The following is a 23,051-nucleotide window of genomic DNA, read 5'->3' as shown; positions in this document are numbered from 1 at the left end:
TACAACGAAACTCGTTAGCGTCCCGCCGACAACTGGTACCCTCGAATCAGACTCACCAGAACACTAAGAAAAATCAACGAAATAAAAAGAAACGAGGGCCACAGACTGACTCGGTTCAGATGATAGCTACTCACCCAGATGATTTGGCTAATAATGGCCAAAAACAAGCCAGCAACGATGACGCGAACAGTAGCCAGTAGCTGATCGAAGTTTTGGCGTTGCTGCGCTATGTTCGTGGGGGTGCGCGGACCAGGAAAATTCATAAGTTCGGTAGGTGTGCTTCGGATCAGCCAGAGCAAAGCCACCACCGATCCCCCTACGAAAGCCAAAACCAGTAAGGTTGATGGGCTTCCCCACCGATTTGCTTCTCCCTTACCGTTAAAATGAATAGGAATAGGGCCAGACAGTCGAATGACACCAAAGACGGCTAAGCCCGCTAATAATACCAGCAGAAAAACCGTCAATCGATTCGCATTACGTTCGTAGCTAGTCATCGCTTCCAGGCGGAAAAGTATCTACGTAAAGATAACCCCGAGCCGTTTATTTATCAACAGCTGTTGCCCCACACAAACAAGGGTCAGCTTGAGGCTGACCCTTGTTTGTATCACTAAGCTACTTCCGCTGTTTCATTACCGATTAACCGTAACGCTGCCGCTGCTGGCCGAAATATTGACCGCAATACCGCCACCGTTTAATCGGCCCCGAACGCGTTCTTTTCCAATCGTACCGTCAAACTTTGCCAGCGATTCCGGCAGGTTAACCCGATTGCCGCTCAGGTTCAAATCCATTCCTTTGTCAAGCGGCATCCGTACCCGAACACCACCCGCACTCGTATTCAGCCGGACGTATTCACCCAGTTTGACGATTTCTACCTCAACGCTACCGGCGCTTGTGCTGGCATCGATACTACCCGCCACGCGCGAAAGCCGTACCGAACCACCCGATGTTCCGGCTTTGATCTCCCCTTCAATATCATCACCGTTTACGCTGCCTCCGCTCGTCTGCGCATCAACGCTACCTTTCAGATCGGCCAGTCGAATGCTACCGCCAGAGGTGTGCAACCGCAGTTTGCCCGACGACTCCCGAGCATCGATTGATCCGCCCGACGTTTGCAGGTCGATGTCTTTGCGGCAGCGGTCGAGATGGATGGAGCCGCCTGATGTCTGACCATTGATGTCGCCTTCAATATCACTCAGGTGCAGGCTACCACCGCTGGTTCGGAAGCGTTGTGTTCCCGAAAGCGTTGTCAGGTGAATGCTCCCGCCCGATGTTCTTAGATCGGTCGATACGTTGCGGGGAGTGTAAAACCGGAAACTAATACTCAGCCCCCGCTTCCAATCGTTATTCTTTCGCTTGGCGGTGGCAACGATGGTATTGTTTTCTAAAGCAACCGTAATGTCGTAGTCGCGGAGTCGGTCTTCGATCTCGGATTTACTAAGATCGTCGTTTCCGTTGTTGGCTCGCACGTACATCTCCACTTTCGCGTTCATGTCCGTTCCGCCTTCAATCGTCAGACTACCGCCGGAGGTTTCCGCCCGAACCGCATTGATTCGTCCCGAAAAACTTTTCGTCAAATAAGGCTTATCATCGTTTATGCGGCTACTGCTCTTGATTTCGGCTAATGATGTCAGCGCAAAGGTGCTCGCGCTCAAAAGGGTTAGTAGAAACTGGGTGCGTTTCATAAGGTTTGTTGTGGTTTATAGCCTAAAGATGCGGTTGTCGTTGCCAAGGTTGCACGGTTCCAAAGATTTTCTGATTCGTGTTTCGTCATACAGCATGAACCGTCGCAACCTTAGCGCATAAAGTCATGCTACCGAATCCGAATCGTTACCCGCCGGTTTTTCAGGCGCTCCATTTCGTTCGTGTTATCCGCAATCGGCTGCGCGCTGCCGTATCCCTTTGCGTCGATTCGCTCTTCAGCAATGCCAGAGCGAATCAGGTAATTAGCCACTACTTTCGCCCGGTTTTCAGACAGTGCCCGGTTCAGACGCGCATCGCCCACATTGTCGGTATGACCACCGATCTCCAGTTGCCACTGCGGGTTCTGTTTCAGCGCCAGCACCAGTTTATTTAACTCTACCGACGATTCCGGCAGTAACACGTAGCTACTCTGCTCAAACTGAACATTGTGGAGCACAACGGTTTCGCCGGGTCTGAGCGTCAACGTAGCCTCCGTCGTTGGTGTTAATGAGGATTCGGAAGAGTTCGGTTCCGCCATTGCCTTGGTAACGGACTTTGCCGTACGAACCGGCGTTGACGCGACCGACGCGACAGGCTTAGGCGTTGCTTTGACAACGGGTTCTTTGGCCTTGACTACGACTGCTGCTTTTACCGACGGTGTTTTTGAAATCGTGTTGACCGGCTTGGGTGAGGCAGCTACCGGTGGAGCCTTTTGCCAGAAATACCGAGCCGCAACCGGTTCGAACGCAAACGGATCGGGAAACTGCTTCTTGGGGTCGGGCGTTGACCATTCCAGGAAGATTTCGCCTTCCAGCAGGTCATTAAAGTAATCGACGCGCAGATCGTAATAATAGCCTGCGCGTAAAGAAACGCTACCGGTGAAGCTTTTGGAGTCGTTCAACTGCCACACGTCCAAAACTTTTTGATTGCCCACCCAGAGCCGAATGCCATCGTCTACCTTCGCCGAAAAGGTGTACCGTCCGGTGTACGGAGCTAACAACTTGCCTGTCCAACGAACGGAGTGGTAAGACGTATTGACACCCGGCGCGGGGTTCCGATTCCGCCAGTTAAAACTAATCGTTGGGTCGATGCGCGTCACCACTTTTTTTTCGAAGTTGGTTCCGTTGTAGTACTCCCCTTTCAGCCCTGGCTGGGCATTAGCCAGTCCGCTCCAAAGCATCATGACGAAAAAAGTAAAAGCACGTTTCATGGATAAAGCTACGCTGACTAGTTTTCGTCACTCGTTTCGCAGACTTTTCACTGGATTAACCAGCGCAGCTTTGACCGACTGAACACTAATCGTCGTGAGCGCAATGCCAACGGCGATCAGCCCGGCCCCTACCAACATCCACCACTCCACCTCGATTTTAAAAGCAAACTCCTGTAGCCATCGATTCGCCGACCAATAAATGAACGGACTGGCAATCACGATGGCAACCAGAACCAATTTAAGAAAATCGCGGGAAAGCAGCAACACGATACCCGTTATCGACGCGCCCAGTACTTTCCGAATACCAATCTCTTTCGTGCGCCGTTCGGTCGTGAAGGCCACCAGTCCAAACAGCCCCAGGCAGGAAACCAGCACCGTAAGTCCGGCAAACCCGGTAAACACCGACATCATCAACCGATCTTTGCGGTACTGCTCATCAACCGAGTCGTCGAGAAACGTGTATTCGAACGGAAAATTCGGGTAATGGCGCTGCCAGATTGTTTTTACGATAGTCAGGTTTGCGGGCTTTATCCGCATCATCACGTTATTTACCGGTGCCGTGTTGTAGATAAGCACCAGCGGTTCGACCGGGTTATGCAGGGAGCGGTAGTTGAAATTTTTGATCACGCCGACTACGTTTCCTTTGTGACCAAAGCCTTCAATGGCCTGACCCACCCCTTCTTTCCAGCCGGCCAGTTTCACGAACGCTTCATTGACCAGAAAACCGCCGTTCAGATCCGCTTTCGACCGAGCCGACAGGTTACGACCCGCCTTTAAGCGTATGTTCAGGAGGGGTAAAAAACGCTCATCGATAAACAGGTAATTGACCATCAACTCTCGCTTCTTACCCTGCGTCTGAATGTTGGTTGACGCCATAGCCATTGGTCCGTTTGCCAAACCCGTCCCGAGTGTCAACAAGCCAATCTCACTGCGCGCTTCCAGACTATGGGCCATTGCCAGGGCATTGCTACGCGCCGTCGAATCGTCGGGCAGGTAGACACTGAGAATCTCTTCCCGGTTGAAGCCAACGTCGTATTGCTGAATGAATGTCATTTGGCGGTATACGATCAGTACCCCGGCAATCATGCTCACGGCCAGCGTAAACTGAAAAACAATAATGGTTTTTCGTACCCACAACCCACTTCCGTAGCCACTCAGCCTTCCTTTCAGCACCACCTCCGGTCGGTAACCCGCCATCACAAATGCAGGGTACAAACCACCCAGCACCGTTATCAGCAGCCACGTACAACTAATCAGTATGACCAGTTCCTGCCAGGAGAAAACCAGCCGGATGCTCAGCAACTGGTTAAAAAACGGGATGCTCAGTAGCAGCAGGCTGCCCGCTCCCAAAAGAGCCAGTCCGCTCATCAGAAACGATTCCAAGAGAAACTGAGCGATTAGTTGGTTACGCAACGCGCCGTTGGCTTTCCGAATACCCACTTCTTTGGCTCGCTCGGTGGCTTTCGCCGTCAGCAGGTTAATGTAATTCAGCAAGGCAACGACGAGCACGAAAGCCGCCAGAAAAACGAACAGGTAGATGTATTGCTTGTTGCCCTTCGGCGTATCCTCCAGCTTGCCCTGGCTGTAATGAACATCTTCCAGCATTTCCGCCGTGAAATTGACGAAGTAGCCCTCGGCATCCATCTTTTTCAGTTCGGGATTAACGTACGATTGGGCAATGCGCGTCAGTTTTTTGTTGAAGCTGGTCAGGTCGCCAGGCCGGTCGCGGAAAAGCACGTACGTATACGCCGGAAAATCGTCGGCTAGCCAGGTCGTGGTCGGCGGAAACGTTTTGGACAACAACGCCGTAAAGGGCAGATCGGTATTGCTGGGCAGATCTGCCATGACCCCCGTAATCTGGTAGGTCTCCCGGTTGATCCGGATCGGCTGCCCCAATACATCGGTACGCCCCAGGTATTTGTTGGCAAACGTTTCGCTTACAACGGCACTGTTGGGATTTACCAACGCTTTTGCCGGATTTCCCGCTAAAAAATCAAAGGCAAACACCGCGAAAATAGTACTGTCGGCGTAGTACACGTCGCTTTCACTGGCCAGTTTGTTTTCAGTTTGTACCGTCGCGGCCGTCATTCGAAACCGAACCGCTTTTTCTACTTCCGGGTAATCCCGGTTGAGCACATCCGCCAGCAACATCGGACTAGCACCGAGCGAAAACCACGATTCGGGCGTTTTCATCCCCGTGGTTACGCGCGCAATTCGGGCCGCTTTTGGCTGGAAGGAATCGTACGAAAATTCGTGATTCACGTACAGCACCATGAGCAGGCAGGCGGCCAGTCCGATGGCCAGCCCACCTACGTTGATGCCGGTATAGAGTTTGTTCCGCCGAAGATTCCGGAAGGCGATTAGCAGATAATTTTTGACCATGACCGTTTGTAAGTGATTGTCGATCAAGGTACGTACGCCTATGAAAACAGCCCCGTTAAAAAAAGTTAAGGTTACGGGGCGGCTCTATTCCGACCGTAACGAGGTCACCGGATTAGTTAGAGCCGCCCGGACGCTTTGGAAACTAACGGTCAACAACGCGATGCCAACCGCCAATAGTCCCGCTGCGGTAAACACCCACCACTCCAGATTCACTTTGTAGGCAAAATCCTGAAGCCAGCGATTCATAACGTACCAGGCAATGGGCGTAGCTACAACTAGAGCGATCACTACCAGCTTCAGCAAATCACGCGAGAGCAACAGGACAATGCTACTCACCGACGCGCCCAGCACTTTGCGAACCCCGATCTCTTTGGTCCGCTGCTCGGCAGCGAATGCAGCCAGACCAAACAAGCCCATGCAGGCAATCAACACCGCCAGCATCGTAAACGTCAGCAAGACTTGCCCCTGCTTTTGTTCCGCTTTGTATTGCTGCGAGAAGTTGTCATCAAGAAAGTGAAAATCAAGGGTAGCGGCTGGATCGAATGTTCGGTAAACAGACCGGATGTACGCCAGCGCTTCGGCGGTTTTGGCGGGTTGGATTCGGACGTACAGGTTATCTTTATCCGCAGGTTGAGGTAGTTGCAAAACCAGTGGCTCGATCTTGTGCTGAAGCGAATACGTGTGAAAATCGGCCACTACCCCAACTACGCGGGCTTCAGCCGTGTGATTGGCGGCATCCGTATAATAGACGATCCGCTTGCCGATTGGATCGTTCCAGCCCATTTCTTTCGTCAGCGTTTCGTTGATCAGCACACTTTTCTCCTGCTCACTTTTGGATGATCCGGCAAAGGTGCGTCCTTGCAACAGCTTTATTTGCAGCGTTTTCAGGTAGTCCTCATCCACCGCAAACCGTTGCACAATCTGCGTGTGGGTAGGTATCACGCCATTTTGCTCGATGAACATCCCAGATCCGCCAATATTGTTGTTGCCAATCGGGTTGCTGGCTGCGGAGGCACTTTCGATAAGGGGATTCTGCACCAACCGCTCTTTCAGCGCATCGACCCGCTGACGAACCGCTTCGTTGTCAATGTGGAAGGTAAGCACCTGCTCTTTGTTGAATCCGAGACCTTTATGCTGCACAAAGTTCATCTGTCGATACACCACACCCGAGCAGGCAATAAGCGCAATGGTTGCGACGAACTGAAACACCACCAGCGATTGCTTAAGCGTAATGCCTCCCAACTGATTACTGACCAACCCTTTCAGTGCGGCTACCGGTCGAAAGTTCGACAACACCAGGGCCGGATACAAACCGCTCAACGCCCCAATCAATACGGAAAACAGGGTAGCCGCTAGCAATAAATCACTCACCCCACCGACGGATAACTTCTTATCGGCCAACTGATTGAAATAAGGCAGAGCCGTCGTTACCAGCCCAATACTAACCAGTCCCGCCAGCCAGGCCATCAGCATCGACTCCGTTAGAAACTGTCCGATCAGTTGCAGCCGGTGCGAACCAATGGCCTTCCGAACACCCACCTCGCGAGTTCGTTTGAGGGAGCGGGCGGTGTACAGGTTCACGTAATTGATGCAGGCAATCACCAGAATCAGCCCCGCCACAACGCTGAATATCGACACGGTAGCCACATTGCCGTTTGGACTGGTTTCGTAATCCAGATGCGAGTGCAGGTGAATAGACGTAAGCGGTTGAAGCTCCATCCGATAATCGACTTCACCCATTTCTTTCCGGATGTATTTCTGGAAAAAACCGGGCAGTTTAGCTTCCAGCGTCCGATAATCGCTACCCTCGCGAAGCAGCAGATACGTGTACAACTCAAAGTTTTGCCAGCCACTCGTGTATTTATCGGGAAGGGACCGTAACGCCCTGAACTGCAAATGCGAGTTAGCCGGTACATCCTCGACAACCCCCGTTACCGTGTTGGGAAAATGATTGCTGAATTCAACCACGTTTCCAACGGCTTTGCCCGCATCGCCAAACAGACTCTCGGCGACGCTTTTAGTCAGCACAATGCTTTGCGGTTTGCTTAGTGACGTAGCCGGATCGCCGTACAGAAACGGAAACGTAAATACGTCGAACACCGTCGGGTCGGTGAAGAAGATGTTGGGTACGTCCATTTTCTTGTCCTTGAACGTAATCGTCCCCCCGCCTTCGGGATGGAACCGAACGGTTTTCTCAACGTCCGGGTAATCGGCTTGCAGGGCCGGTGCATACGGAGCCGAAGTCACGGCCAGATTGAGATTCCCACCCGACCACTGCGCGTGCTGAACCACCCGCACGATTCGATCGGCTTTCGCATGAAACCGGTCGTAGCTCAGTTCATCGACCACGTACAACACCATCAGCCATACGGCTGCCATACCAATTCCTAAACCGACGACGTTCAGACCGCTGAACAATTTGTTTTTCCAGAGTGTCCGGACAGTTATTTTCAGGTAGTTGCGTAGCATAGATCGCTTCGTTTAGGTATAGCGTTACAACCTTTGTCCCAAACGGCATACCAAAAACATAAGAATCTATTGATCAGCGATATACTAAATCAATGACTCCCTTATTGTCCGCAAATGGACGCTTTTTTTGACCACTTGCGGACAGTGCCCGAATACCAAAGGGCGTGTCTATTCGCTACGCAGACTTTTGACCGGATTCACCAGCGCAGCCCGGATCGCCTGGGTACTGATTACCAGGCCCGTCAGAAAAACCAGCGCACCCGCCACGCCCGCAAACGGCAACCACGACAGTTCGATGCGGTAGGCAAACTCAGCTAACCATCCGCCCAGGAAGTAATACGCCAGCGGCCAGGCAATGACATTGGCAATCAGCAGAATCAATGCAAACTCACCAACGAACAGGTTGACAATACCCAGCGTTGATGCGCCCAGCGTTTTCCGAATACCGATCTCTTTGGTCCGCCGGGTAACGTTGAGCGACACCAGACCCCATACGCCCAGGAGCACAATGACGAGTGCCAGTACGGTTGCCAGCGAGGACGCTTTTTTCAGTTGCAGTTCGGTCCTGTACAGCTTTTGAAGCGTATCGTCCATGAACGCATATTCAAAAGGCGAATCAGGGAAGAGCTGCGACCACGCTTGTTCAACAGCGGCCACGGTTTCGGGCAACTGGTGAGTAGCGAGTTTAAACGAGAAATAGCGATAGATCGGGTCTTTCCGAACGGAGGTGATAACCAGTGGCCGGATAGCATCGTGTAGCGAGCCGAAATGAAAATCGCTCAGCACGCCAGCCACCTGAAACGCTTCGCCCCGGAACCGAACAAACTGCCCTACCGCCTTCACTGGGTTAAGCCAGCCCAGCGCCTTCGCTCCTGACTCGTTCAGGACAACGTTTAGCGAGTCGCGGCTACCGCCGGTAAAAAACTGTCCCGCTTTGAGTTGCAGCCCGTAGGTTTGCGCGAATTGCTCGTCGGTTGCCAGCGCCGTAGCGGTTACGGCCTGTGTACTGTCGCCCCCCTGCGGAAACACGCTGACGCTACCGTTGCTCGCTCCGTCAGGAATTTCAAACGAGAAACTTACGTCCGCAACGCCCGCAATACGAGCCAGTTGGTTTCTGGCGTTCTCCATCCGGCAAACCCCCTCCGGCGACCAGTCGCGCGGTACGGATGCTACGGTCATGACCTGCTCTTTCTGATAACCCAGTTCTTTGGTAAAGAAAAACGTAACCTGCCGCCCAATGATCAAAGCACCCACGGCCACGCATACCGCAACGGAAAATTGAAAAACGATCAGGGTCCGACGCAGGCCAACGCCACCCCGTAAGGAACGGGTCAGCCGACCTTTCAGCGACTCGACCGAGGGCAATGCCGACAAGACGAATGCGGGGTAACTGCCCGCCAGTAGGGTAACGAAAGCGATTGCTCCCAGTAGAACCAGCCAGGCAACTGGCGACCAGTCGATCAGCGAGAGAAGGGGCTTATCAAGCAAACTGGCAAACAGCGGTCGAAACAGCTCATGGCAGACCAACGACAGCACCGTAGCGCCAGCGGTCAACAGCAGCACTTCGGTTAGAAACTGACCAACAAGCTGTTTTTTCAGTCCGCCCAGCGCCTTGCGAACACCGATTTCACGTACCCGCGAAGCCGACATGCCAATGGTGATGTTAACAAAATTGACGACGGCCATCAGCAGGATAAATAACGCGACGAGCGCCAGGGTCAATACCATTTTCTCGATCAGCCCATTGTTTGCTTTCAGATGATAGGTCCGTAAAGGGCTCGCATAAGCCTGTAAATTTTTCTGAACCTCCGGCGGAGCATAGGCTTTTATCGTTTGTGCTGCCGCCCGATTTAGCTGTTGCTCCGTGATACCGGGCTTTAATTCGAGGTAAGAAACAAGAGCCCAGTTATCCCACAACGTCAAAGCTGTTTCGTCGGAGAAATACCCGAAGTTACGCATCGGAATAAACGCCTGACCACCCTGATCGAATAGGTGCGTAACGCTGTTGGCGGGCAACTCCTGAAGCACGCCCGTAACGGTAAAAAGCTGTTTGCCCGCCCTCGGCGTTTGCATGACCAGCTGCCGCCCAAGTACGTTGGTTTGCCCAAAATACTTCTGAGCCAATGCGGTCGTAACAACGATTGAGTTAGGATCGCGAAGCGCCGTTCGCGGATCGCCATACGCCAGTGGAAACCCGTACATGGCGAGTAATGTGGAGTCGCCCACCTGCACCGACTCGCGGAAATGGGTTTGCCCATTCGACACGATGGCCGTGACGCCATAATTGCGGTAATAATTGGCCACCAGATCAGGGTACAGTCGCTTTAGCGTAGGTCCCAAAGGAGCCAGCGTGGCAATCTCATTACCCACTCCGGTTATCTTCCACCGGCTCTGCACAATGTACTGCTGATGGGCATTGCGCAGGGATTGGTTGACCGTCAGTTCACGTTGGATGTAATTGGCGATCAGTAACAGAAACGTAATGCCAATCGTCAGGCCGAGTAGCGTAACCAAGGCGTAGAGTCGCCTGCGCGCCAGCGTACGAAAGGCAATTTTAAGGTAATTTTTGAACATGGAGCGTACGTAAAAGATGCTCCGCCAAGGTACATATGCCAACGTAAAACGCTCTGTTAAAAAACGTTAAGGTTTATGTATCAGTTCTTCATTACTCACTCCGCAGGCTCTTCACGGGGTTCATTATTGAGGCTTTGATGCTTTGAAAACTCACCGTCAACACCGCAATTCCGGTTGCCAGCAATCCCGCCAGGGCAAAAATCCACCATTCCAACTCGACTTTGTAGGCGAAGTTCTGGAGCCATTGGTTCATACCCCACCACGCCAGGGGCGATGCAATAACGATGGCAATCAGAACCAGCTTCAGAAAATCTTTGGAGAGCAGTGTAACGATGCTCGCTACCGATGCGCCGAGCACTTTGCGAACCCCAATCTCCTTTTTACGCTGTTCGGTCGTGAAAGCCGCCAGTCCGAACAGGCCCAGACAGGCAATAAAAATCGCCAACGCCGATGCTACGGTAAATACCTGACCGTATTGCTGCTCACTTTGGTATTGTTCATTGAATCGTTCGTCAACGAAGTAATAATCGAACGGATTGCCCGGATAGCTGGCTTTGTACAGGCGTTCCAGCTGCGCTATTTTTTCGGGCATTCGGTCGGTGGTGAGTTGTACCGTTAGGTCGCTTACTGACCGGCGAGGCAGGAAAATGGCGGGCTCAATGGCCTTTTGCAAGCCCTGGTGGTGATAATCTTTGACTACACCTACCACTTCAAACGGTTGACCCCAGTTGATCAATTGCCCAACGGCTTTTTCGGGGGAAGCAAAGCCCAGTTGCCGGGCTGCGGTTTCATTAATCATTACTTTGGCACTTTTTTCGTAACCCAACTCGGCCTCTCCCACCGTAAAATTTCGACCGGCGGCCAGTCCGATTTCGTAGGTTTTCAGGAACCGGTCGTCGACGATCCCCATCGAATAGCCTTTCTTTTCGTCACCGGGCCGAGGAACTTGTTTGGTTATCCCGTTCGCCGAGAAGTTGTAGAAGTTACCCGGTACAATGCTTGTCTGACAAAAGCTTTTTACATAGGGCAAGCGGTTCAGTTCGTCTTCGAGGGCGGCTGTTCCGGCTTTAAATGAGCCGTTCTGATCAACCTGCGGACCTTTGACCACCAGCCGTTGGGCCAGTCGTACGCCGAGGTCTTTGTTTTGCATATACTGCAATTGCCGGTACAGCACCATCGTAGCAATAACCAAGGCTACGGATGCACTGAATTGCGCTACTACCAATGTTTTTCGCAACCACCCTCCTTTTCCTTTCTGTAAATTTCCTTTTAAGGTCTGCACCGGCTGAAACGACGTAAGCGCAAACGCCACATAGCCACCCGAGGATACGGCCCCAACGATCAACAGGAAAAGGCCAACAATCCAGAAACCGCCCGTATTTAGGCCACTCACCGACAGATCTTTCTTCACGAAATCATTAAACACACCCTGTAATGAATAAACCAATCCCAGCGCCAGACCAAACCCAACGATGTTCAACAAAAGAGATTCACCCAAAAACTGTCCAATCAGCTGCTGTCGTCCGGCTCCAATCACTTTCCTGACGCCCACTTCTTTGGCTCGTTTCAGCGCGCCCGCCGTTGATAGGTTGATGTAGTTGAACCAGGCAATCAGCAGGATCAGACCCGCAATACCGCTGAGCAAATACACAAAGCCTAAACTACCACTAGTCTGATACACATCGCTCAATGAGGCTGCCAGATGAATAGTCTCGGCAGGTTGCAGCAGATACCGGTTTTGCTCATCAGGATTACGCTGTTTCGCCAGCTTGTTGATCTTAGCTTCCAACGCTTTGTAGTCTGCCGGTGAGCCGGGTCGCTGCTCAGGAAGTTGTAAGAATGTGGTTAGGTATGTACCGTAGAAGCTGTCTAACCGCGCCCAGTCGTTGCCCGCCAGATTGGCCGGATTGGCCAGCGTTTGCAACGAAAAAATCGCATCGAAGGCTAGGTCGGAATTGTGGGGCATATCGGTATACACCGCCGTAACCGTGTAGAGTGTTTTACCGAACTGATTGCTTAGCGTCAGCGTGCTACCCACTGGGTTTTTATCGCCAAAATAGGTACGGGCCTGCGTCTGCGACAGCGCAACCGTATTAGGACGGGTGAGTGCTGTAGTAGACGTTCCCCGTACGAGTGGAAACGTGAAGAGAGTAAAAAAGCTGGCATCCGCGTAAGCCAGGCGGCCCTCCCGAAACGACTGAGGTGTACGTTTGCCGTCATCAACACTGACGATCCCATTGGCCGAATGTTCCGCAATCCGGCAGAAATTACGCACTTCCGGGAACGACTCTTTGGCCAGCGGTCCCACGGGCGGAGACATATCTACCCAAACGTCGCCCTCACGGTTCTGGGTGAGCAACCGATAGAGCGTGGGCAGATTCTGGTGAAACGTATTGACGCTTCGCTCGTAGGCGATGTATTCCAGAATAAACAAAAACGTGGCAATGCCCAGCGCGAGCCCGGCAATGTTGATCAGCGAGAAGACGCGATTTTTGCGCAGGTTACGCAGCGTGACTTTTAGGTAGTTGAAAAACATAGAGCGAGAAGTTTAGGATGCAGAAAGCACGCACAGGAATGAATCCCGTACGTGTCTGCTGATTATTCGGACCGTAACGATTTTACCGGGTTCATCAAAGCCGCTTTGATGCTCTGGAAACTAATTGTTAATAAGGCAATACCAACCGCCAGCACAGCGGCCAGTACAAACACCCACCCGTTGAGTACCGTGTGGTAAGCAAAACCGTCGAGCCACTGCATCATAGCCCAGCCTGCAACGGGCGAAGCAATCAGGATGGCGATACCGACAAGCTTTAAAAATTCCTGCGACAATAACGTAACCAGACTCGCTACCGACGCGCCCAGCACTTTGCGAACCCCGATCTCTTTGGTGCGCTGTTCAGCCATAAACATGGACAGGCCAAACAAACCCAGGCACGAAATCAGAATGGCAACGCTCGCAAAAACACTGAACAAGGTCTGCTGCGTCTGCTCATTGGCGTAGAGCCGATCAAAGCGTTCGTCCAGAAACTGATACTTGAACGGTCGGTTGGGAAACAGCCGTTTCCAGACAGCTTCGATTCGCTGGATACCCGTAGCCACATCCCCCGAAATCGGTACCGACAGCCAATTGAGCGAACTGGTCGTCATCACCATAGCAATCGCCGACACTTTCTGGTGCAGGGATTCAAAATGATAATCTTTTGTTACGCCGATAATCTGCCCTTTGGTGGGACCGTAACGAAATGCCTTGCCAATCGCCTGCTGGGGTGTCCAGCCCAACAACCGCACGGCTGTTTCATTGAGCACGATCATCGTTGTATCGGTTGAAAACGACCGGGAGAAGTTGCGCCCGGCCACCATACCAATCTGGTACGCCGGAATGAAATCATAATCGACGAGCAGCCCGCGCAGATTAACGTTGACCGGGGCCATGCTGTCGCCTTTTTGGGCAGAAGCATCGTACGAATCCAGCAACCGACCCGAAGGAATACGCGACGACCGGCCTACCTCACCGACAACGCCCGTTTCTTTAAGCTGCTGTTTGAGGGTTTCGTAGTTTACGTTCGCGTCGCCAACATCGGGCAGTAGCAACACCTGATCTTTGTTGTATCCCAGTTTGTACCGCTGGATGTAGCTCATCTGGTTGTAAACGACCACCGTGCTGATAATCAGCGTAACCGCAATAGCGAATTGCGTCACGACCAGCGTCTGCCGTAATCTCCCCGACCGAACCGCCGACGTAACCTGCCCTTTCAATACACCCAATGGCCGGAAGGAAGTCAGGAAAAAGGCCGGATAACTCCCCGCTACCAATCCCGTCAGCAAGGTTATTCCAATCAGAATACTCAGGAACAGTGGGTCATACAGCTGACTGATTTCGAGTTGCTTGTGCGCAAAATCGTTGAGTACCGGCAAACAGAGAAGCACAAGACCGATGGCGATACCCAGCGCAAACAAGACCACGACCAGCGACTCACTCAGAAACTGACTAATAAGCTGAGTGCGCAAGGCCCCTACAACCTTGCGCATACCCACCTCCTTGGCCCGCCCAGCCGAGCGTGCTGTTGCCAGATTCATGTAATTGATGCAAGCAATCAGTAGAATGAATAAACCGATTGCCGAAAACAGATAAATGTACTTGATGTCGCCGGTAGGTTCGATTTCTGAGTCGGTATGCGAGTACAGATGAATATCAGCTACGTTCTGCAAGTTTAGCACCGACCAGGCCGACACTTTACCGTCGCTCGCTGGAAAGTGCTTATCCTGAAAGTCGGGAAAAGCCGCTTCCAGCCGCTGCGGGCTCGCCCCTGCGCGAAGCAGTACATAGGTAGTAAAGGAGTTGTTACCCCAGTCCGTCCGCAGCCTTTCGGCCCCGTAGACGCGCGGATCGTTTAGCGTAGAGAACGACAGCAAAAAGCCAGGGTGAAAATGCGCCTGAGCGGGCAGTGGTTCGTAAACCCCCGTAACGGTGAAATCATACTGGTTGTCGAGCCGGACTGTTTTCCCGATGGGGTTTTCGTTGCCAAAATACTTTTCTGCCATCGGTCGGGAAAACAGAATCGAAAACGGGTTCGCCAGCGCCTGAGCGGGATTGCCGCGCACAACGTGAAAATCCAGCACGTCGAACAGGTTTTTCTCGGCGAATAACAAATCGTCTTCGTTGAAAGCATGTTCGCCGTAGCGAATCAGACCCCCATTTTCAAGCGTCCGGACAACTTGCTCGACCTCCGGAAAATCCTGCTTGATCAACGGTCCAAACGGGGGAGCCAGCCGCGCCAGTTTCAACGATGCAGCGCCCTGGGAAGACAGAAAGGTACGGCTCACCCGATACACCCGGTCGATCTTTGCATTGTAGCGATCGTAACTGAGTTCATCCTTAACGTAGAGCGCAATGAGCAGAAAGCAAGCTAGTCCCACCGCTACACCGGCAATGTTGATAAAACTAAAGGCTTTATGTTTCAAGAGATTGCGCAGCGCAATTTTAAGGTAGTTGCGGAACATAGCTTACAACGGATTAAGCAGTTTATCAGAAATCAGATGGTACCAATCATCAGCTTTCGCTGCGTTTCCCGGTCGCCTTTTTTCATAAATGCGATGGGGACAAAATCGTCGGTGGGTGCGCCGATGTAGTAAAGCGACCAGTCCTGATCGTAGTGCGAAATCATCTCACGCAAACATTCTACGCGATCGAAGGTCGGAACGGTACAATCACCCCAGTAAAATAGCTCCACACGGTAATGCAATTCGTGCTTTTTACCGTTGATCGTCACGTCGATTTCAATATCCTGTTTACCGGGTGTCGAGGGAATAGGAATAGCGATGTGTGCCATAGGTGTTTAGCGTTATGAAATTGAGATTGACAACGTATTTACTCGCTTCTCAAACTTTTAACCGGATTCGTCAGAGCCGCTTTCACAGACTGTGCCGAAACGGTCAGTAGCGTAATGGCAGTGGTCACCAGGATCGTCAGCAAAAACATCCAGCCTGTCAGTGGCGTACGGTAGACATAATCCTGTAGCCAGGTATTCATTAGCCACCATCCGAGCGGAGCGGCAACCAGAAAAGCTACGACAATCAGGCGACCAAACTCTCGTCCAAACAGCCACAGCACCTGCCCAGCACTAGCGCCGAGCACTTTGCGCACCCCAATCTCCTTGCTTTTCGACTCCACCATAAACGCCACCAGCCCGTACATGCCCAGGCAGCCAATCAGGATAGCGATCAGCGCAAACACCTGCGTCAGGGCTAACATGATGTGTTCGGCTTTGTAGAATTCGTCCAGCAGTTCATCGATAAATCGGTGCTCGAAGACGTATTCGGGAAAGACCCCGTTAAAAACAGCTTCGATTGCTTTTACCGTCTTTGGCAAGTCGTTACCATCCATTTTCAGCGCAGCCATGCGGCTGCGCATACCATCATTGACGATCATCACCGGCTCTACCGAACCCCGCAGCGAATTGGTGTGAAAATCATTCACGACCCCGACAATCGTTTTGTCGGTATTCCAGATACGAATCCGCTTGCCTATCACCTGGCCCGGTGCGCGCGCTCCCAGTCGGGAGACAACCGTTTCGTTCACGATCACGTCCTGCGAGGTGCTATCAGTAGTCAGAAAATTACGTCCGGCCACTAGTTTCATGCCGAACAAAGGCAGGTAATTTACGTCGCCGATCTTGGTTTGTATTTCGAAGTCTTCCGGTTTGGTGCGCGTATCGTACGAGAACGAATACTGGTTGATGGTTCCCGAAGCGGGGGGCTGATTTATTAACGCAACCTGCCGAATGCCGGGTGTTTGCAGCATCCGATGCCGCAGCATTTCCTGCTTAAGCGGATCGGCCATCGCCTGACCGGGCAGATCCACCAGCATAATGCCTTCTTTGTTGAAACCAAGATCGGCCTTTCGAACGTAACGCAGCTGCGCCATGATCACTACCACGCCGATCGTAAACAACTGAGCGATAAAAAACTGAACGATCACCAATCCCCTCCGCACCGGGAAGCCGCCCACCGCCTGCGTCGTTAGTCGCCCCCGCAAGGCCGTTATCGGATTGAAACCCGCCATCATCAACGACGGATAAAAGCCAGCCAGCAGAATTACGGCCAGCACCAGCGACAATAGGATCAATAGCCGTTTGGGCTGTGCTAAGTCAGCCAACGACATATGGGCGTTGAGTACCGACATGGCTTCATTCATCGCCGGAAGCCCCGTGTGCGTCAGAGCCAGCGCAAGTAGTACCGCCAGCAGCGTAATGATCGCGGTTTCAATCATAAACTGCCCGAACAACTGCCCGCGCGTGCTGCCCATCACTTTCCGAACCCCAACTTCTTTTGAGCGTTTAAGCGCGTGAGCCGTCGCCATGTTGATGAAATTGATGCAGGCTGAAATCACCAGAAACAACCCAACCAGATTCAGCGCGACCAAAAGCCTTCTGTCCACTCGACCACCATACTGAACGTTAAACTGAATATCGTTTAGCGGTTGCAGCAAGAAACTATACACTTTCTGATTGTCGGGCGTATAGGCTTTTCTCCGAATCGTCTGAAAAGCAGCTGTCAGACGATCAGCGGGTGCGCCGGTTGGTAGCACAACGAAACACATAGCCTCGCTGTTGACGTTGTACCAATCACGTAATGACTCGTTAGCGCCCGCCAGTCCGGCAATCGTACTGTAGGAGATATACGCTTCATAATTGAAATTCGTATTGGCCGGGTGATCTTTCAAGACACCGGTCACGTTCAGATCCAGCTGATTATCAAAGCGCAGCGTTTTGCCGATGGGATTCGCAGTGCCGAAGTATTTCCTGGCATATTTTTCGGTCAGCACTACTGAATTTGGCGTTGATAGTGTCGCTTGCGGATTACCGATCAGCCAGTCGGCGTCGATGATGCTAAACAGTTGCGGCTCGGCGAAACAAACCGTTTTCGTTTCGTTGAACTTGGCTAAGAAACCACCGTTGGGTTTGGGTACGCTGATGATCCGGTCATGCAACCGTTCCAACCGGGCCACCTGCTCTACTACCGGAAAATCGCGACGCAGTACTTCGGCCAGGGGCTTGGGCGTTCCGCGTGAGAACCGCACCTCGTCGTGCTTCATCTGCGTCACCACGCGGTAGATACGGTCGGCCTTGGTGTGGTAGGAGTCAAAGCCAACGAGAAACTGCGTTGTCAGAAAGATGAGGATACCGCAAGCCAATCCTCCTGCCAATCCAAGGATGTTCAGCAGACTGTACGTACGATACCGGATCAGATTCCGCCAGGCGATTTTAAAATAATTGAGCAGCATAAACGGGCAACAATGGATAGACGATTAGCTTATTCACCACGCAGACTTTTGACCGGGTTCATCAGGGCCGCTTTGATACTCTGAAAACTCACTGTTAGCAGAGCAATCCCTACAGCTAGCAGACCCGCCAGGGCAAACATCCACCATTCGATGTCGATCTTGTAAGCAAATTTTTGGAGCCACTGATTCATCACGTACCAGGCCAGCGGAGAACTGAGCACCAGGGCGATCAGGACAAGTTTCACGAAATCAATGGAGAACAAGCCGAAAATGTGGCTGGTTGACGCGCCCAGCACTTTCCGGATACCGACTTCTTTGGTTCTGGATTCGGCCATGAATGCCACGACACCGTACAAGCCCAGGCAACCGATAAAAATGGCGATCCCCGCCAGCAGCCGAAACAGCGAATACATCCGTTCTTCATTCTGGTAGAATCGGGCGAGCGTTTCGTCCAGGAACGTGTATTTGAAAACGAAGTCGGGATACGTGGCATTCCAGGCCGTTTCTACCTGGCTCATGAGTTGGCTAATGCGTTCGGGACTCGTGTAACCCGCTGCCAGTTTGATGCCCAAACTACGGTACTGATCGCGGTATGAGGTTAGGATGCTAGGATCAATTCGCTGGTGTAAAGAGAAGATATTGAAGTCTTTAACAACACCAACAATGGGTTTTCGGGTCTCCTCGCCATTCACCGTCATCAATTTACCGATAACCTGTTCGGGTTTCTGAAAGCCCAGTCGTTTCATAAAAGCTTCGTTGATAACAAACTCCCGCATGGTGTCCGCCGGTTGATACATTCGACCAGCCAGCAGTTTCAGACCGTACGTACGCACATAGGCCGTATCAGCGGGACGCATCAATACACCGTAGTCCGGTTCTTTATCCGTATGCTCGAATCGGAAGCCCGTGGTCCAGTTGCTGGTCGAGGAAGGCGTGGTCATGGCGAAGCTCATCGACTGAATACCGGGCAGACCCGTCAGCTTTGCCTTCAAGCTTTCCAGCTGTCCCGGTTTTTTTTCCGGAATAAGCACCGACAACACCGCGTCCCGGCTGTACCCCAGATCGGCAGACCGGAAGTAGCTCATCTGGCTGTAGGCAATGATGGTACCGATAATCAGCAACTGCGAAATGGCAAACTGACCAACAATCAATCCGCGCCGAAGCGACAGGGGCGCAATACCCCGTGAACGGCCGGGCGTCGACGCCTGCGTTTTACCTTTCAGTGCCAGAATAGGCTGATAGCCCGACAGCACTATTGCCGGATAAAAGCCTGCTAATCCGATTGTGAGAACCCCAAGCCCTACCAGGAAGATAAGCACCGTAGGGTCGGTTAGCTGAGCGGCTCCCGGTTTGATGTTCAGTAACTCGCCAACGTACGGCAACGCTAGCTGCGCAATCAGCAGAGCCAGTCCCATTGCCAGACTCGTCAGTACGCCCGTTTCGCCCAGGAACTGCCGCACCAGCTGACCGCGCGAACTGCCCAGCACCTTCCGAACACCGACTTCTTTGGCCCGCCGAATGGCCTGCGCCGTCGCTAAGTTGATAAAGTTGACACAGGCCGTAATTAGGATAAACAGACCGATCAGCCCCATCGCCCAGACCATTTCCTTGCTAATGGTCCGCTTGCTGTAGTTGTCCGTGCGCGTATCGAAATGAATGGCGGTTAAGGGCTGTAACTCGTAGCGCAGGTTTTGAGCATCTTCGGGGCGGTGGTATTTTTTGATGAAGGCCGCCAACTGCCGCTCCATCTGCGCCGAAGCCGTTGCCTGCTCGGCGGTAGTACCGGGCAACCGCATGTAAATCTGCGCTCCGCCGTAGGTTGATTGCCAGTCATCCCAATTTGTGGAGGCACCGTACTGTTTCAGCGAGGCAAACGAAAGAAGGACTTCAAACGGAACGCTCGTTGTGGCGGGTAGCTCCTGTACGACACCCGTTACCACAAAATCCATTCTATTCTCGACACGCAGCACCTTCCCGATCGGGTTGTCCGTACCAAAATATTTCTGAGCCATCCGCTCGCTCAGTACCACCGTATTTGGTCGGGAAAGCGCGGTTTGGGTACTTCCTTTTTTCCAGCCGTAATCAAACAGCCGGAAATATTCAGGCTCGACAAAAGCCAGTACACCATCGCCTTCCTGAAATTTTTTCGTTGTCCGGCTGGCTTTATCCCCAACGCTCACCACGACGTTGGTAATTCGGTTAACCATCGTCACCTGATTCTTTAGGTCCGGAAAATCGTTTCGCAAAGCAGGCAACGCGGGTAAGGGCATACCCACCTCCCGACGGTCGCCGTTCGACGTTACGTCAAACGTGATGATCCGGTATAGCTGATCCGCGTGGACATTATGCCGGTCGAAATTCAGTTCGTAGCGGATCGCCAGAAACAGCAGCAAACAGCAGGCAAGCCCCAGGGTTAGGCCCAGCACGTTGATAACGGAATAGCTCCAGTTTCGCTTCAGGGCCCGGAGGGTGGTTAGATAACTTTTAAGCATACAGTTCAGCTAGTTAGACAGTATCAATTTCTATTCACTGCGCAGTGATTTGACCGGATTCATCAGGGCGGCTTTTACGCTCTGAAAACTCACCGTCAACAGCGCAATACCGATGGCGAACAAACCGGCCAGGGCAAACATCCACCAGGCAATAGTGATCTTGTACGGAAAATCGGCCAGCCACTTGTCCATGACGTACCAGGCTATCGGCGAAGCAATGACCAATGCAATCAGAACCAGCCGGACAAAATCAATGGAGAACAAGCCGAAGATGTGACCGGTTGATGCACCGAGCACCTTGCGGATGCCAACCTCTTTGGTTCTGGATTCGGCCATGAATGCCACCACGCCGTATAAGCCCAGGCAACCGATGAAAATAGCAATCCCCGCCAGCAGCCGAAACAAGGCATACATGCGTTCCTCGCTCTTGTAGAAGTTCGCCAGTGTCTGGTCCAGGAATTCATATTTAAACACAAAATCAGGAAAGACCGTATTCCAGGCGGTTTCGATCTCGCCGATAAGTCGACTGATGGCTACGGTACCGCCCTGCTGAGTTGATAACTTGATACCAAGTATGTGATAGGCATCCCGCTGGGTGGTCAGTACACTGGGGTTTGTTTTCTGGTGCAGAGAGAACGTGTTGAAGTCTTTCACTACCCCCACGATCTGCTTGTTAGCGTTACCAGTACCACCTAAGGCCAGGTATTTGCCAATAATTTGCTGTGGTTGCCGAATGCCTAGCTTCTTCACGAAGGATTCATTCACCACCACTTCCCGCATTGTATCGGCAGGGTGGTACATTCGACCGGCAATCAGTTTTAAGCCATACGTATTTAGATAGGCCGTATCGGCGCAGCGCATAACGACACCGAAATCAGCCTCTTTGGCGGCATTGTTATAGGTGAAACTTGTCCACCAGTTGCCATCCGACGAGGGTATCGAAAGCCCATAACTCATCGACCGGATGTTGGGCAGGTCCGTTAATTTGGCTTTCAGGGCTTCCAATTGTCCTGCTTTGCGTTCGGGGATTTGTACCGTTAGTACAGCCTCTTTGTCGTACCCTACATCCGCCGACCGGAAGTAGCTCATCTGGCTGTAAGCGATGACGGTTCCAATGATAAGTATCTGCGAGATGGCGAACTGAAATACAATCAGGCTCCGGCGCAGAGTTAACTGGCTGTTGCCAGCCATTCGAATTTTGCCCCGCAGCGCCAGTACCGGCTGATAACCCGACAAGACCAGGGCCGGATAAAAACCAGCCAGCACGGTCGTCAGCACGGCCAGCAACACCACAAAACCAATCACGAATGGGTCGAGCAGCACCAGCGCAACGGCTTTTATATCGAGCAGTTCGGCGACGTAGGGTAATGACAGGTGAGCCAACACAAAGGCCATTCCAACAGCCAACCCCGTCAGCAAACCTGTTTCACCCAGAAACTGCCGGACCAACTGCGCCCGTGAACTGCCCAGCACTTTCCGAACGCCCACTTCCTTTGCCCGCCGAATGGCCTGAGCGGTCGCTAGATTGATGAAGTTGACACAAGCCGTAATCAGGATAAACACACCGATCAATGCCATTGCCCAAATCATTCGTTTGCTGACGGTACGATTGGCCGAATTGCCCGTGCGCGCGTCGAAATGAATGTTGGTCAGCGGTTGTAATTCGTACTGAAGTTGTTTAGCATCCTCTGGGCTCATGTATTTTTGGACAAACGGCACGAGCGAGCGCTCCATCTGGGCAGCCGAAAGGGTTGGCGGTAGCGTCATGTACAGTTGAGCACCACTATAGTTCGATTTCCAGTCGTTCCAGCCGCCGTTGGCTCCGAATTGTTTGAGCGACGCAAATGACAGCAAAACCTCAAACGGTAGATTGGTCGTGGCGGGTGGATTCGCGACGACACCCGTTACCACAAAATCCATTTTGTTCTCAACCCGAATGGATTTACCTACCGGATCAGCGTCGCCAAAATATTTACGGGCCATCCGCCCCGACAACACGACCGTGTTCGGGTTTTTGATCGCCGTTTGCGGATTACCTTCTTTCCACTGGTAATCGAACAACCGGAAATACGCAGGCTCGACAAAAGCCATAACGCCCCCATCCTCAAGAAACTTACTGGATTGGTTTTCGCCCGCTTTCACTAAGCCACCATATAATTCATACACCATCGTCAGCTGGTGTTCCAACGCGGGAAAGTCGGTACGAAGGGCTGCCAAAGTGGGCATTGGAACTCCTGTATTGCGGTCATCGCCTTCCGAATCCCGGTAATACGTGATCATCCGGTACGTACGGTCAGCGTTGGCATGGTGGCGGTCGTAGCTGAGTTCGTAGCGAATGGCAAGGAACAGAACCAGACAACAGGCTAACCCAAACGTTAGCCCGACAACATTGATTACCGTGTAGTTCCAGTTGCGCTTCAGAGCGCGGAGAGCGGTTGAGAAATAGCTTTTCAACATAACA

The 23,051-nt window shown here is 52.3% G+C and carries 12 protein-coding genes; all 12 read right to left on the bottom strand.

Translation table 11 applies throughout. The features are described from left to right. Window positions 1-14: 14 nt before the first annotated feature. A complete protein-coding gene (locus LQ777_RS04585) occupies window positions 15-494 on the bottom strand; it encodes a DUF1648 domain-containing protein (protein WP_232561344.1) in 480 nt (159 codons plus the stop codon). 135 nt (window positions 495-629) lie between these two features. Continuing rightward, the gene (locus tag LQ777_RS04580) at window positions 630-1,682 is read right to left on the bottom strand and encodes a DUF4097 family beta strand repeat-containing protein (RefSeq protein ID WP_232561343.1); all 1,053 of its coding nucleotides are present in this window, start codon (window positions 1,680-1,682) and stop codon (window positions 630-632) included. A 128-nt stretch (window positions 1,683-1,810) separates the two neighbouring features. After that, window positions 1,811-2,890, bottom strand: coding sequence for an OmpA family protein (locus tag LQ777_RS04575; RefSeq protein ID WP_232561342.1), 1,080 nt, complete (start codon window positions 2,888-2,890; stop codon window positions 1,811-1,813). 27 nt (window positions 2,891-2,917) lie between these two features. After that, on the bottom strand, window positions 2,918-5,272 hold the full coding sequence (locus LQ777_RS04570; RefSeq protein ID WP_232561341.1) for an ABC transporter permease: 2,355 nt from the start codon (window positions 5,270-5,272) through the stop codon (window positions 2,918-2,920). A gap of 84 nt (window positions 5,273-5,356) precedes the next feature. Continuing rightward, on the bottom strand, window positions 5,357-7,741 hold the full coding sequence (locus LQ777_RS04565; RefSeq protein WP_232561340.1) for an ABC transporter permease: 2,385 nt from the start codon (window positions 7,739-7,741) through the stop codon (window positions 5,357-5,359). A 168-nt stretch (window positions 7,742-7,909) separates the two neighbouring features. Further along, window positions 7,910-10,315, bottom strand: a complete 2,406-nt coding sequence (locus LQ777_RS04560; protein ID WP_232561339.1) for an ABC transporter permease — start codon at window positions 10,313-10,315, stop codon at window positions 7,910-7,912. A gap of 91 nt (window positions 10,316-10,406) precedes the next feature. Then, window positions 10,407-12,851 carry an ABC transporter permease gene (locus LQ777_RS04555; protein WP_232561338.1) on the bottom strand — a complete coding sequence of 815 codons (2,445 nt, stop codon included), beginning with the start codon at window positions 12,849-12,851 and terminating at the stop codon, window positions 10,407-10,409. A 62-nt stretch (window positions 12,852-12,913) separates the two neighbouring features. Continuing rightward, window positions 12,914-15,316, bottom strand: coding sequence for an ABC transporter permease (locus LQ777_RS04550; RefSeq protein WP_232561337.1), 2,403 nt, complete (start codon window positions 15,314-15,316; stop codon window positions 12,914-12,916). A 32-nt stretch (window positions 15,317-15,348) separates the two neighbouring features. Beyond that, window positions 15,349-15,645 (bottom strand): hypothetical protein, encoded by a 297-nt coding sequence (locus LQ777_RS04545; RefSeq protein WP_232561336.1) that lies wholly within the window; start codon window positions 15,643-15,645, stop codon window positions 15,349-15,351. Window positions 15,646-15,683: 38 nt separating this feature from the next. Then, window positions 15,684-18,098 carry an ABC transporter permease gene (locus LQ777_RS04540; RefSeq protein WP_232561335.1) on the bottom strand — a complete coding sequence of 805 codons (2,415 nt, stop codon included), beginning with the start codon at window positions 18,096-18,098 and terminating at the stop codon, window positions 15,684-15,686. A 29-nt stretch (window positions 18,099-18,127) separates the two neighbouring features. Beyond that, window positions 18,128-20,590, bottom strand: a complete 2,463-nt coding sequence (locus tag LQ777_RS04535; protein ID WP_232561334.1) for an ABC transporter permease — start codon at window positions 20,588-20,590, stop codon at window positions 18,128-18,130. 30 nt (window positions 20,591-20,620) lie between these two features. Continuing rightward, on the bottom strand, window positions 20,621-23,047 hold the full coding sequence (locus tag LQ777_RS04530) for an ABC transporter permease (RefSeq protein WP_232562797.1): 2,427 nt from the start codon (window positions 23,045-23,047) through the stop codon (window positions 20,621-20,623). Window positions 23,048-23,051: the final 4 nt, after the last annotated feature.

The sequence above is a fragment of the Spirosoma oryzicola genome, assembly GCF_021233055.1.
Classification (GTDB): domain Bacteria; phylum Bacteroidota; class Bacteroidia; order Cytophagales; family Spirosomataceae; genus Spirosoma; species Spirosoma oryzicola.
The sequence above is the reverse complement of the archived record's forward strand: the minus strand, read 5'-3'. Positions and strand labels throughout refer to the sequence as shown.